The 14,714-nt window shown below is 43.8% G+C and carries 10 protein-coding genes; 2 read left to right on the top strand and 8 right to left on the bottom strand.

Features of this window, described 5'->3' with window-relative positions; genetic code table 11:
* Positions 1-46 precede the first annotated feature (46 nt).
* The 8 genes from A596_RS11065 to A596_RS11100 all read right to left on the bottom strand — a co-directional run bounded on the left by A596_RS11065 (position 47) and on the right by A596_RS11100 (position 11,695).
* Entirely contained in the window at positions 47-1,135 is a 1,089-nt protein-coding gene (locus A596_RS11065; RefSeq protein WP_039914760.1) for an acyltransferase family protein, read from the bottom strand.
* 52 nt (positions 1,136-1,187) lie between these two features.
* On the bottom strand, positions 1,188-2,492 hold the full coding sequence (gene nagP, locus A596_RS11070) for an N-acetylglucosamine MFS transporter NagP (protein WP_235425694.1): 1,305 nt from the start codon (positions 2,490-2,492) through the stop codon (positions 1,188-1,190).
* 18 nt (positions 2,493-2,510) lie between these two features.
* On the bottom strand, positions 2,511-3,437 hold the full coding sequence (gene nagK, locus A596_RS11075) for an N-acetylglucosamine kinase (protein WP_039914761.1): 927 nt from the start codon (positions 3,435-3,437) through the stop codon (positions 2,511-2,513).
* A gap of 457 nt (positions 3,438-3,894) precedes the next feature.
* Complete coding sequence (locus A596_RS11080; RefSeq protein ID WP_152600162.1) at positions 3,895-4,617, bottom strand: DUF6445 family protein; 723 nt, start codon at positions 4,615-4,617, stop codon at positions 3,895-3,897.
* 109 nt (positions 4,618-4,726) lie between these two features.
* A complete protein-coding gene (locus tag A596_RS11085; RefSeq protein ID WP_039914762.1) occupies positions 4,727-6,217 on the bottom strand; it encodes a tryptophan halogenase family protein in 1,491 nt (496 codons plus the stop codon).
* A gap of 2 nt (positions 6,218-6,219) precedes the next feature.
* Positions 6,220-7,806 carry a tryptophan halogenase family protein gene (locus A596_RS11090; RefSeq protein WP_200882911.1) on the bottom strand — a complete coding sequence of 529 codons (1,587 nt, stop codon included), beginning with the start codon at positions 7,804-7,806 and terminating at the stop codon, positions 6,220-6,222.
* 3 nt (positions 7,807-7,809) lie between these two features.
* Positions 7,810-10,482 (bottom strand): TonB-dependent receptor, encoded by a 2,673-nt coding sequence (locus tag A596_RS11095; RefSeq protein WP_039914764.1) that lies wholly within the window; start codon positions 10,480-10,482, stop codon positions 7,810-7,812.
* A gap of 364 nt (positions 10,483-10,846) precedes the next feature.
* Complete coding sequence (locus A596_RS11100) at positions 10,847-11,695, bottom strand: DUF3014 domain-containing protein (RefSeq protein ID WP_039914765.1); 849 nt, start codon at positions 11,693-11,695, stop codon at positions 10,847-10,849.
* Between the two features lie 202 nt (positions 11,696-11,897).
* On the opposite strand from A596_RS11100, the gene A596_RS11105 reads away from it, so the two are divergent.
* Positions 11,898-14,291 (top strand): fatty acid cis/trans isomerase, encoded by a 2,394-nt coding sequence (locus A596_RS11105; RefSeq protein ID WP_052417437.1) that lies wholly within the window; start codon positions 11,898-11,900, stop codon positions 14,289-14,291.
* Between the two features lie 96 nt (positions 14,292-14,387).
* Positions 14,388-14,681, top strand: a complete 294-nt coding sequence (locus A596_RS11110) for a FeoA family protein (protein WP_052417438.1) — start codon at positions 14,388-14,390, stop codon at positions 14,679-14,681.
* Positions 14,682-14,714: the final 33 nt, after the last annotated feature.

Consider the following 14,714-nt stretch of genomic DNA (forward strand, 5'->3'; position numbering starts at 1 on the left):
CTATACAAACCACTGCTTACCAGCTGCAAAAGACTACAACCAGTTTTTATAAACTGATAATGATATTACGCTTGTGTAATACCCAGGCAACAAACCACAAAATGGCAACCATCAGAATAGCAAACAGGAAAGATGCAAAATAAGGATCCGCAAAATTACGGAACAAACCATAAAGTGCGCTATATGCGTTTTCGCTACCAACAGGGATTAAATACAAGGTAGTCGCTAACAAACCGGAAAGCACATAAATAAAGAGCGGGTTCTTACCGATAATTTCAAAAAAGTGGTACACAGGACGCGCGATATTAATTGCCGCTGATTGCTCGATTTTCACTAACAATAGCAATACCAAAATCGCCACACCACAAGTCAGCAATACAAATGGACTGGTCCATAATGATTTATTAATCGGGAATACAGTACTCCAGGCTAGCGCTAATGCTATTAGCAGCAATGCCGACACAAATAATTTACTCAATGCTTTTTCTTTATTTTCACTCGTTAATAATACGCGAGTCGCTTCGAAGCCAATCAGCACATTCACGATAGAAGGAAAAGTACTTAAAATACCTTCGGGGTCAAATGGCATACCCTTACCCTGCCAGAGATGACTTGCGCCCAACACTGACAAATCTACCTGGCGAACAATACTGTGCTCAAGGCTGTATGGATCAGCCACAAGATTAAGTAAACCCCAATAGCCAACCAGTAAAATCGCACTGATCACAACACGAGCAGTAAAACCAAAATACAAAATAATAAATGCAGCAAAACCGTAAGCAATTGCAATACGCTGCAACACACCCATGATGCGCCATTGATCAAGGCTTTCATTGAATGGATAAGCTGCCAGCAGAACGCCGATTAAAAATAGCAACGCAACACGGCGCGCTATTTTCTTCGTTTGCGCTGCGGCATTTAATTGGCTCAACCCACGCACTGCAAAGTACATTGCCGAGCCGACAATAAACATAAAGAAGGGAAATACAAAATCTGTGGGAGTTGCACCATGCCAATCAGCATGCAATAACGGGCCGTATACAAATTCCCATGATCCTGGTGTATTTACCAGAATCATGAGCGCGAGGGTCAAACCACGCATTACATCCAAAGCTAAAAAACGTTGCTTGACCATCGGATACCTCGCAGGCGATAAAAATAAATCAGCAAATAACCCTGAAAAAAGATTATTTCCAGCTGCGCAGTTTGTATCCTTTTGCTGCGTAATAAAGAATGAACAAATAACAGGGGGTCATCACGATGTAGGCCGTTTGACGATCCACCAGGTGAGAAACACCGCCGAGAATTAACGGGAATACTGCACCGCCGGCGATAGCCATAATCAAGAGCGCAGAACCGGTAGCGGTATATTTACCCAAACCACTCAACGCCAGAGGCCAAATCGCTGGCCATACGATGGCATTAGCAAGGCCTAACAGTGCAATACACAAAATAGTATTGGGGATGGCAGGTGCGCCGGCAAATGCAAATAATGAAGAAATAGACGTTGATTCGTGGTTACCAAATACAATGCTCAAACTTATTATCACGCCGAGAACCGCAGACACTAACAGCATATTTTGTTGAGAAATAATTCGCGGGATCAACAAAATCCCGAGGATATAACCCACCACCATACACGACATAGTGATTGAGGTCAGAATACCGAAATTACTAAAACCGATACTGCGCCCATAAGAACCAATAGTATCGCCAGCGATTACTTCAACACCAACATAAACAAATAATGCAATAACACCAAGAACCAGATTAGGGAATTGAAAGACTTCGCGTAGCGGCAATTTATCTTCTTTACTTTCTTCTGATTCCAAATCGGGAAGTGATGAAAACCTCACCAATATCGCAACAACACCAATAATAATTGCCATGTAGATATATGGCATGATCAGGTTATTTGCTAACTGATCAATTTCCTCTGGTGTCGGTGTAGTACTGGTGTGAGCATTCATTCCGCCAAGAATCAATGCAGTGAAAACAATTGGTGCAACAATACCGGCAGATTTATTTAAAATCCCCATAATACTAATACGGCGCGCCGCAGATTCTTCCGGCCCCATTTTTACAACATAGGGGTTTACCGCAGTTTGTACCAGGGTCTGGCCCGCACCCATAATAAATTGGGCGAGCAGGAACAATGCAAAGGATTGGGCTTTTGCTGCAGGAATGTAAAATAGCGCAGCCACTGACATAACACCTAAACCTACGGCCATGCCATTTTTATAACCAATGCTGTTGATAAGCCAGGAAGAAGGTATTGAGAAAATACAAACAGAAAAATAAAAGCTGGACACAATCAGGTACGCCTGAATTGGATTCAACTTCAAAATTAATTCCAGGTACGGCATCAACGACCCATTCAACCAGGTCACAAATCCGAAAATAAAGAAAAGCCCGGCAATCATTGCCAGCGGAATGAACGAGTTCGAATACTTTTCCTGAATATTGGTAGCGGTCATAGTTTCACTATTCATATTATTGGTCGACTCTGGTTAAAGGGTAGCACTTAATTGATCATTGTTATTTTTTGCCGTCCTCAGAGCTTGCTTTGCAAAATAAACCGCTCCGAATTCCGGTTGGTAAAGTACTGGGGAGAGATTATCCGCCATGTCTTTGTCCATCCAGGGAATCAGACGCGGGGCCAAACCACCAATGATAGACATGCGTCCGGGGGTGGTAGCCCACAGCTTGCGAGCTACTCCACTCATGTAGGCAGCTCCCTCCTTAACAATATTGATGGCAACTGCGTCGCCAGCATCAGCGGCATCCACCACAAAAATAGCGAATTTGGCGTAATCACCCTGCCGCGCACCAAACATACGATCCACAATCATCATGCCTTCGGCCTGCAAAAATTCGCCAATAGACTGACTTAGACTGGTTCGCGGACCTAAATCATCTGATGCCAACAAAACCGCTTGAATAGCTTCCAGCCCCATCCAGGCACCACTGCCTTTGTCACCGATGGGAAAACCATGGCCGCCAATAAATAGGGATTCATTATTTACAAATGAATAGCCACAAGAACCTGTACCGCAAATCATTACTGCGCCTTCATCACGATTGTGCGCACCCAGGCAAGCGATATGGAGATCAGTAGTGAGATGCATTTCTTTGAAAGGATGATCCCAAGCCGACATAACATCATAGAGGCTGGGAACATTTACGCCTGCAAGGCCGGCACCGGCAATTAATCCACTAATGGCTGACGGAGGTAAACCTGCATCAATCAGCGCTAATTCAGCGGCAGTGCGTATGGAATCTTTGGCTTGTTGAACGCCCTGGAAAGGATTGGCTGGACCACCGACACCAGTACCCAGTACTTGCAAATCTTCGGTCATTATACTGGCGCGACACTTGGTGCCTCCGCCATCAATTCCGATAAACAAGGTTTGCACGCCGGATGGCAACTTCGCCATGATCTACCTCTTAAGTTTCTTAGAGCTATACCTGGGTTCTAAAACACCAGAACCAGATACTTAAAATTCGTTGTTTTGGTGTAAAGCGTCCCGTGTTAATGGCGATCATAGCAGACTGTGAAAAAAGGTTAGTGCCCCACAGGACACTAACCACAAGACCACTACTACAGCTCTAGAGAACTCATGCCCCATGATACTGAAACCAATAAGGAGAACTATCAGCTCCAGCTTGTCATCATCGGACAAGCTTAGGTTACGCACAGCGGACAACGTTGTCAAACATTATTAGCAAGTTACTTTAAGATTTATTAAGCGACGTTACGGAAACACACACTTCATCAAAAAAAGCTCGAAATACACCGGGTCGATAGAGAGATATCCGGGATATAAACACGGAAAATTGATAGCACAATCACAAAGAAAACCCAGCCCTTTCCTGGAAGGCAAAAGCCTGTGTTTAAAAAGCTACAAATGAATTTACCGTTAATCGCCCTGTAACCGGGTTGTCATCAACACTCCGTTCCGGGTCGGTAATATATGGGGAATGTATCAGGCAGCTACGGTAAACAACCATCCGATTGTATTTGGCATTTACCACTGAAATTTTTGTAAAGTACTTATCTGATTCCGTAAAATAGGCTGGCTTTAACTCCCGCGCTTCCAGTTCGGAAAAATACACACCAATATAATCATTACTTCTCTCCGCAGTAACGATCTCAAAATTTGTAGCATTGTGGCGGTAAAACGCAGTACCGCCATGATGCTCATCGCACAAATATAAAAGCACTGCAAATTGGTTGTATGCACTGGTATCAAAGTGTGGCGTCAGCTGTATTTTCCCAAGATTTTCCGGTTTTATAGTTGTTAATGACATGCTGCAAACCGCCTTACGCAACGGCAGGTCGGCAGGAATGCCATATTCTTTCCTTATAATTGGCTCAATCAAATCCATTAACGCATGTGAATATGTCGATGGCGGAGTCAACCTTAAACCGGGATATCCAGTCCCCGGCTTGGGAATAGGATACGGCTCAAATGGATTCTGCCTGGCAAATTCAACCAGATCCGATGGCTTTTTTAACAAATCATCAATAATTAAAATTTTCTGTTTTTCTTCGCCAATCTGAACTGTATCAATAGATAGGTTTTCATTAAATATAGAAGCGTTGTTGATTGACATTGTTTTGCCACTACTTTTGGAATTTAATTTTTAAAAACGATATCGACATAAATCAATCATCATTATCCCGGCTATTTTTCCCATGGCATCTTCCTTACGCCCACACCAATTATATTAATTCATTGTGCTGTTTAAAATTTAATGCACAACGCCGAATAAAATCGGACAACTTTGCCATGTCATGCCGGGATTTATATTGTGTTTCCGGGTGTTCAGCCAGCGCAGGAAAAACCCCATAGCCAGCCAACAAACAAGCCCATGATTCCGCCTGATAACTTCCCTCCAAACCATAGGTGTGCATATCCTTAACAAAATTTTCTCCCTCTTTCCATAAGGCTAAAATTTTTCTCAATTTTTCAGGAAGAACCTGGTTGGCAGCATTATCACGCCAATAGTCCGTATCTTTTCGTTGATTCACTTTATAATGACAAACGATATAGTCCCTGACCCCATCAAACTTCGTATTAATTTCATTATTAAAATTACCAACGAACTGGTTGGTAAATGATCCTTTCTCATAATAATTCATGAATCGGGTGATGGTTTCAAAAACCAAATGTAATGCGGTGGCTTCCAAAGGTTCAATGAATCCTTGAGACAAACCAACAGCCACACAATTTTTTTCCCAGTGCCTGTCAACTCGCCCGATTTTCATATTAAGGTGCCTCGCGTGGACTTCACTATCCAACGCCCCCAGGTGCTGCCTTAATTCAGTTTCCGCCTGATCAGATGAAAGATAATCAGCACTGTATACATAACCATTTCCAAAACGATTAGTTAGGGGAATTTTCCATGCCCAGCCATTTGACAAAGCAGTTGCTGTTGTTTCAGGAGGAAGGATTTCTGTAATAGGACTCGGCATGACTACTGCGGCAGTGTTAAATAGATTTTCCTTAAAACTTTGAAAATTTACCTTTAGTGCGCCCTGCAAAAGCAAAGATTTAAAACCAGAACAATCAATAAAAAAATCTGCATCCAAAAAACTATCATCATCCAACCGGACTGAAGATAACTCACCGTTAGCACCCAGGATGACTTCTGTTAGAGTACCCTGGACTCTTTTTACATTCTTATGGAATGCCTTTTCAGCAAGAAATTGCCCTAATAACGTAGAATCAAAATGATAGCCATAAGCCACATCAAACGGAAAGGATTCCGCCGGAATAGGGCCCAGGTTTTTTTTAGCCAAATAAGTTGCTAAAAAATAATTATCAGGATGCACATTGGCATTATTACCCTGTATGCGCGCCCTGATACTGTTAAAAAAAACCGGGGTAGTAAAGCTATCGGTCTGAGACGGGAAAGGATGAAAATATTGCTCAAAACCAGGAATGAACGACCAATTTAAAAACGAAATTCCATTTTTATATGTCGCATTGCAAAAGGGCATCCACTCTGTCTCTGCAACACCAATAGCATCAAAAAAAACCTTTAACTGAGGTGTAGACCCCTCACCCACACCAATAATCCCTATTTCAGGGGACTCCAGTAAACAGATTTCCATATCGGTCCAGCGCGCTGCAATTAAATTTGCAGCCATCCAGCCCGCAGTCCCACCGCCAACAATAAGAATTTTTTTAGGTTTTTGGGAATTCATCATGTTTAGACCAACCGGGCCATATGTTGCTTTAATTTTTCAAGGTATACGCGATGATCTGGCAACTTGTCCTTCAACGTATTAAATTGCTGATTTTTATGGTTTATACATTGATTTATATACACATCAGTGTCACTCGCCGTTACCGGGTGCCTGGTCGGATATTTCATGCCGTATAAGATATAAAGATAATTATCCACGTCAAACACTTCAAATTTGCTAAAAAAATCTTGCCGTTCAGGAACCTGGGTTTTCCAAATATCCAAGCGCTGTTTAAGCTCATCAGATAATTGCGCACCTTCGGTGTTGTCCAGCCAGAATTGTGAATCACGCCTATCCGATAAAAAGTAATGCAATTGCACAAAATCAATAACCCTTTCCCATACATAGGTGAAAGTTGTATTAAACCTGCGAGAAAAATTTTCTATCTGATCCTCTGTTTTTGGAAATCCTTTAGCCAGATATTCAGCAGCATAATCGGTCACTAAAATTGACGTTGCTTCTAACGGTTCAACAAACCCCTGGGCCAAACCTAATGCAACGCAATTTTTTTCCCATAGTTTTTTCCTGTATCCAATGCGCATAGGTACTCGCCTGGGATTCATATCCTCCAATTCAACACCAAGATATGAAGAGAAGGATGAAATAGCCTCAGATTCACTCATATGCGTATCAGAGTAAACAAAACCTACACCTCGCCGGTTGAGCAAGGCAATATCCCAAATCCAACCAGCCTTATGTGCAGTTGCAATAGTGAACGGCGGAATCGGTTGATTCTCACTAGGAATTTGAATTGCCAGAGCCGCGTTAGTAATAATTTGCGATGATTTATCGACTAAAGGAACAGCCAGTTCCTTGTCAATCAAGATCGAATGAAAACCACTGCAATCAACGTAAAAATCGAAAGCCAGCGTTTCCCCATCACTCGTCAATAAAGATAATATTTCGCCTTCTGCGCCTTTTGTTGCACATTCAATATTTGCAAGTTTATGAATTACACCAAACCTTTCTTGCGCATTTTTAGCAAGGAGTTTCGCAAACTTTACTGCATTTAAATGATATGCATAATTAAGTGGGCCCTGATAAGGCAAAGAGGAGATCAACTTGGGAGAAAGAAAATCATTGCATGCTTTTTCCTGTATGCCGACAAAGTCAGCATAGCTTTTCTGCATTCCACTATTTAGCCAAAGTGGAGCCCAATTTTCATTATCGTTATAGGTGGGGTCAAATGGATGGTAATAATAATTTTCATCACCATGTTTTTTTGAGTCGAGCCAATTTACAAATTTTATGCCCTGCTTGAATGTAACATCGCAACAATCAATAAACTCAGCCTCAGAAATTTCGAAGCGAGCCAAAGTGGCACGTATGTGAGGAACAGTTCCCTCACCAACACCAATAATGGGAACATTGGGGGATTCTATTAAGGTGATTTCATATCCAAATTGCGCGGATAACTCCACCCCCAAATGATTGGCAGCCAACCAACCTGCCGTACCACCACCAATAATAGCTATTCGCTTTATCTGCATGCTGTTCTCACAAATTTCAAACAAAAAAAAACCCAGCCGAAGCTGGGCTTTTTTGAGCATCAATTACATCTTGAAGCTTACGCCCAACATATAGCGAGCTTCGCCCTCGAAACTCCAGGCAGGGAAGCCTTCTTTCAAATCCACTTTCACATCAGAACTAGCCGGTGCCGTACCTTTCTGAATACTGTCTTCTTCAGTTAAGTTAACACCTTCCAATGACAGGCGAATGGAGTCGGTAATGTTCCAACCTAAACTCAAATCCAGGCTGCCATACGACTCATGCATACGGTTGCCATAAAACTTCTGGCCTTCACGAATCAGGAACTCTGAACGCCAGTTATATGCCAAACGAGCAGAGAACTCATCATTTTCCCAGTAAGTTACAGCATTCACTGTATGCTTGGATGAATCAGAGAACAATGGCAAATTATCCGGGAAAGCTGATGTTGGAGATGAACCATCCGCATAAGTATAGTTTGCAGCTACACCAAATCCATTATCCCACGCATGAAGCGCCTGCAATTCAATACCTTCAATCTCAGCGCCTGAACCATCAGCGGCAGAAGCAATAGCCCAGTCATCCACTTTCGAGTCATTGAGTAAACCGACTTTTTGGTTTTGTTTCAAATTAATAACAGTGACGTTACTGAAATCTTTGATGAAGTATGTAGCAGACAACATATTTGAATCACCGTAGTACCATTCAACGCCGAAGTCAGCTTGCGACGCTTTTACGGGTTTCAGTGATACATTACCGGTAAATAATGCTTCATTCCCCAACGTACCATCATTCACACCGATTTGAGTGGTGTTAGCAAACAGGTTTTCGTAATTCGGGCGAGACAATGCCTGGGATAAAGAGGTACGCAATTTCAGATCATCAGTTAAATCAAAACTTACGTTCAGGCTTGGCAGTACGTCGCGGTAAGAATCGCTTTTGCTAGACATTGCATTGGCATAGCCATTTGCGTCATAACCGGTTGTGCCTTTCTTGGTGACATCCCATGCATGGTAATCAGAGGAAATATCAGTACTTACATAGCGAACACCGAGGTTACCTTTGATGGAATCGGTACCGAAATTCAACATTACATAAGCAGCATCATTTTGCTCTTCAAGATTCACTTCTGCCGAATTGTCGACAGTGTGTGTAGTCAGCACTGATTTTGCCTTACCCATCATGGCTGATACATTTGGCTTGGGCAATTTAAAGCCATTACCTGCCGGCAATTGATCATTAGTCCAGAAATCTGTTGGCAAGCCATCATACTTCGCGTTATTTGCATAAATAAACTGCGTAGAATTAACTTCGTGATCAGCAGAAGATACTCCTACTTTTATCGACTCTACCGCACCCAATTCCAAATGGAATTCAGCGTTCAAGCGGATAAAATCTTCCTGATCTGAACGTGGACCACCTTTTAATGACCAACCTTCCGGACCCCATCCTTTACCTGCAGGGCCACGATCAGCCTGATCTTTTGTACTGATATCAAGAAGGGTCCAATCAGCAACGGTAAACGACTTCTTGGCAGTGTTTACTTTGTAGGTATCGCCAGTAGCATCAAAAATACCGTCATAACCACCGGTTTTATTAACCATTGACCAACCGTAGTTAGCTGTTAATGTTGTTCCACCATCAGACTCGGTAGTACCAATCAAACCATCAACTGTTACGTCATCGTTTGCAAACTTGAAGTCGGCAGTAGTGGTTTTGGAATCCATACTTGATTCACGAACCCAGGTCTGGGCCCAGGCGTTTACATCATTCCAACCAGTTCCGCCTTTTCTTTCCCAATAGGTACATGTACCGGCAGCATTAGTAGACTTGCAATCCCCGCTTGGGAACAGGAACAACGAGGTGTTATCGTTGTTTGCTTCTGATTCCAGGTACATATGGTCCAAACCAAATGTCCACTCTTCTGTTGGTTTGAATTGTACCGATGCATTGACAGCAGTATTTTCACGATCCTGATGGAACGCAGAAGGAGCCACACTACCACCCCAACCTAATAATACTTCTGTACCTGCACGAACATAGTCAGCTTTCTTAATAGCGCCAGAAACTAACACACCGAAAGTTTCATCATCATTTTTGTAGCTGTATAACCCGGAAACTTCCGGATCAAATTCTTCAGATATGCTGCCATAACCAGCTTTTACGCCAGCAAATACAGTATTAGCATCCAAATCAAGAGGTTTACGGCTTTCTACAATAACAGTGCCGCCGATACCACCTTCAGTCAAATCGGCTTGAGATGATTTGTACACCTTAATTCCGCCAACCATTTCTGATGGCATCATTCCGTAATAAAATGAACGGTCAATTGATTGCTGATCGAACCAACCGGAAGTAGCAACACTGTGACCATTCAACTGGGTGCTTGTATATTGTGACGATGCACCGCGAATAGAAATTTGTTGGCCTTGGCCGAACTGGCGACCTACTGATACACCAGGAATACGCCCCAAGGTCTCACCCACGTCAGAATCCGGCAATTTACCTACATCTTCAGCCGAAACAGCATCAACAACTGCTGGTGAATCACGCTTTATATCAATTGCATTTTTTAATGCACCGCGAATACCGGTAATAACCACTTCTTCCGGCTCCGCTGCATCACCCTGCGCGTTGGCAGTATGAGCAAACCCCATCATTGCGACCGCAGCAACTGAGCCGAGCATCAATGCACTCTTGTTGGCCAGTTTGATCGCATCACTTAACTTATTACGCATGGTTATTCTCCCGTGACTTGGCATTTTGTGTGTTTTCATAATTACTAACTCTTCAACAACGGGCTGATGTTTAGACAACGTTGTCGATGAGCCAACACTAGGCCCACAGGACAACGTTGTCAATATGTTTGTAAAGCAAGGTTAACCAAGGTTAATCACAAAAAGCTTTATAACTGTTGTAGAAATTATTTAGAAATCAAGGAATTAGATAATTTGGACGCCAAAACTGTGCAAAAAATATTTTTTGGATGTATTACCCAAAGGATTACCAAAATACACACTATTTTATCTGCCAAAAAAAAAGCCGCGATATCGCGGCTTTTTTACGATTTTGCATTACAAACGAATGCCCATTTTCGTATCACTAATTAATAAGTCGTGCTCGCAATTGGCGCAAACTGGCTTTTACACTGCGCGCATTCTCGGGGCCCATACGCAGCATTAATTTGTGGGTTTGTGGTAATTGCTCAAGTGCGGGATCTGCATATTGGTAAAACACTTTTGGCCTGACTAACAACAAGTCGCCATTGGCATCCGGAGCGGCCAACAGGTTATCGATTGCAGCGATCAATACACTATGGAAATTCGGCTTTTTCAATCCGAGTTCGCTAAATGCTTCTTTCAATAAAGGATAAAAACGACGATATACAGCCACCGCAGCATCACTGTCAATTAATGACAAGGTAGTCACATAAGGTTCATAGCGCTGGTAGTTTTTGGGGGAAACACGCTCCTGATCGGCGGCGGTCCCCTCCACCATTACCGAGAAAGTTTCGGTAATGAATGGCGGTGCGGGTGAAACGACCGGGCGATATTCATGAATGACCTTACCTTCTGCAATATTGTTCACTGCCAACACAAATTTGCGGAGCACTTCTTGAGGAACCAGTAATTGCAATAATCCCTCGCCACGGAGTTGTTGCAGGGCCGCAAGTACACTGGTGTCACTATCATTCAAATGTGGCAACGGTTCTACCTCCGCTGCAACAGGCTGGGGAGGCGTGTATTCCACAATCGCTGCCGTAGAAGCGGCAATACTACTGGTGGCAACAGCCTGGGGCGCGACCGCCACAGGGGAGGTTACAGTGTGGGATGGTGCAGGTGCGTCGTCCCGCAAGAAATAAAATGCAGCAGCCGCCACGATGGCCACCAGCACTATAATACCGATGAGAGGGCCGGAAGAACTTTGTCGCGGTTGGTAATCGTCACGCATACTCAATACCCTTTTTAATTGGCGTTTTTTACATAGAAAATAATCGAGCGGAATTATGGCTTAATCGCCCCGCAGGTGACAGCCCCAAGCCTAACCAGTTCCACTTTTATCAATTTCCCAAAAGCGCTCACGACGCTATTTTGCATAAGTCAGTTAGACTGCAATCATGATTAATTATTACGGTTGCCCGGTAAGGAACATTATGAAAACCACGGTATGGGTAAAGTTGAATAAACTCACCAGCCAATTAAGGCCCGCCAGCCTTGGGATTATCGCGTTGATGATCGCCAGTTGTGCAAGTATCTCCAGCTCCGAGTGGGACAAACTCTACGGACCAGCCAACCCCAGGGAAGTACCACCTGCCCTGTCGACGGCCAAACTGGCGGCGGCAAAGCTGACCTATTACCAACATACCCGCCCCATCCTGGAGCAGCGCTGTGTCGTCTGCCATGCTTGCTATGATGCTCCCTGCCAACTCAAACTCGAAGCCTACGAGGGCTTGCTGCGCGGCGCAAATCCGGAAAAAGTCTATGATGGTACGCGGCTCCTGGGGGCTAACCTGACCCGGCTATTTGAGGATGCGCAAACGACTGCCGAATGGCGTGCCAAAAAATTCCATCCCGTTATTAACGAACGAGAAAACACCAAACAAGCCAATATTGATGCCGGTGTAATGGCACAAATCCTGAAATTAAAGCAGGAGCATCCCTTGCCGCAAGACGCTGTATTGCCCGATAGTTTTGATTTCAATCTAAACCACAACCAATCCTGTTCCAATATCGAAAATTTCAATGGATTTGTCCAAAGAGCACCGCTTTGGGGAATGCCTTATGGTTTGCCAGGGCTGAATGCCAAAGAATATAAAATGACGATGGATTGGCTGGCGCAAGGCGCACCGATGGGGCAACCAACGTCGATACCCGCCAAAGTTCAAAATCAAGTTGCACTCTGGGAAACGTTTTTGAATGGCGATTCACTTAAGGAACAACTGGTCAATCGCTACATTTATGAGCATCTTTTTTTAGCGCAATTGTATTTTGCTGAAGCACCGCGAAGTTATTTCCGACTAATTCGCTCGGCCACGCCCCCGGGCCAACCGATTCAACGCATCAGCACATCGCGCCCCTTTGATGATCCTAATGTACCGCGTGTTTATTATCGTTTATGGCAAGATCCGTCCAGTGTAGTTGCCAAAACCCACATGCCTTACGCATTGGGAAAGAAGCGTATGGACGATTGGAAAGCGCTTTTTTATAGCGGTGATTATGTAGTCACACAATTACCTTCTTATATGCCTGAAACTGCCGCCAATCCTTTTGTGACCTTTGCGGAGTTACCAACCAACGCACGTTATCGTTTTATGCTGAACGAAGCGCAATTTACCATCATGAATTTTATTAAAGGTCCGGTATGTCGCGGCCAGGTTGCACTGAATGTTATCCAGGATCATTTCTGGGTATTTTTCCTTGCACCGGAAACACAGGATACCAAAGGCATGGAAAAATTCCTGGCCGATAACAGCAAGCACCTGCAATTACCGGCCAGCGCGGGTAATACCTTTTTACCGCTGAGCAACTGGTTAAAATACTCTGAATTACAAAAAGAATATCTCAATTCCAAAGCGCACTTTGTCAATCAAGTTGTCGATGAAGAGCGCGGGTTGGGTTTGAATGTGATCTGGAATGGCGATAAGGGCACCAATCCCAACGCAGCACTGACGATTTTCCGCCACAGCGACAGCGCGAGTGTGCATCAGGGTTTGATCGGCCAACCCCCCAAAACTGCATGGGTGATTGGTTATCCTTTGCTGGAACGAATTCATTATTTGCTAGTGGCAGGCTTTGATGTGTATGGCAATGTTTCGCACCAATTACTCAGCCGCTTATATATGGATTTTTTGCGTATTGAAGGCGAGATGAATTTTGTCACGCTGCTGCCCCAAAAAGCGCAACACCAGGAAATGGCATTTTGGTATCGCGATGCCGAATCGGCAGTGCAAACGTATGTGGATCTTTATATCAATCAATTAAAAGAAAAGAACAATATCAATTTCCAAAGCGATAATCCCAAACTGGAGCTCTACCAAAAATTGCAACAACACTTGGGTAATGCCAGCAAATCTCCACATAACATCCGCGCAACAGCGTTGAATAACGAACAATTGGCACTTTATGAAAAATTGCAGAGCACCCGTGGAACAGCGATCAGCTTCTTGCCGCAAACGACAGTGATCGAAATTCCCGGCAAAGGTTTGTTTACGCTGATCCACAATAATGCCTACAGCAATCTTTCGTCTTTATTTGGCGAAGATAAACGGCACATTCCGGCAGAAGATAATTTGACAATTGCACGCGGTGTCATCGGGAATTATCCGAACAGCTTTTTGCGCGTTGAAAACCGGTCGCTGGATGCATTTGTAACCCAATTCCAAGCCATGGCTTCAGAGGCAGATTATCGCGCTTTACTTGATAACTATGGCATCCGGCGCAGCAACCCGGATTTCTGGGCGTTCAGCGACCATGTGCATGAGCTTTATTTCCGTAACCAACCGAAAGAGGCCGCGATTCTGGATTACAACCGGCTGGAAAACCGCTAACACGGAGTAAAGGAGTGTCAGGAAATTGCGACATAAAGGTAAATACAGTATTCTTTCTAATAATCAATCTCATTTACACCAAAGACGTATTTACCTATGAATACTGTAATATCCCCTGCAACTTCTGCACCTGCCCTACGCCTCGATCAATGTGCTAAAGGTGCGCGAGTACGCGTAGTTAATCTGATCGATCAGCCATTGTTTGGCGCACAGGATGAGCACGTGAGTTTGCGGTTGAAAGAGTTGGGTTTTTTACCCGGGGCTCCATTGAAGGTAATCGGCTTTGGTTTATTGGGTGCAGATCCACTCGCTGTGCAGGTAAATGGGACTAAATTCGCATTGCGTCGCGCAGAAGCGGCCAAAATTTGTGTAGAACTGATGACCGTATAAATCTCCACCGGGTAAAACTGATAACCGTATTGA

It is taken from the genome of Cellvibrio mixtus subsp. mixtus J3-8, from assembly GCF_000766945.1.
Classification (GTDB): domain Bacteria; phylum Pseudomonadota; class Gammaproteobacteria; order Pseudomonadales; family Cellvibrionaceae; genus Cellvibrio; species Cellvibrio mixtus_A.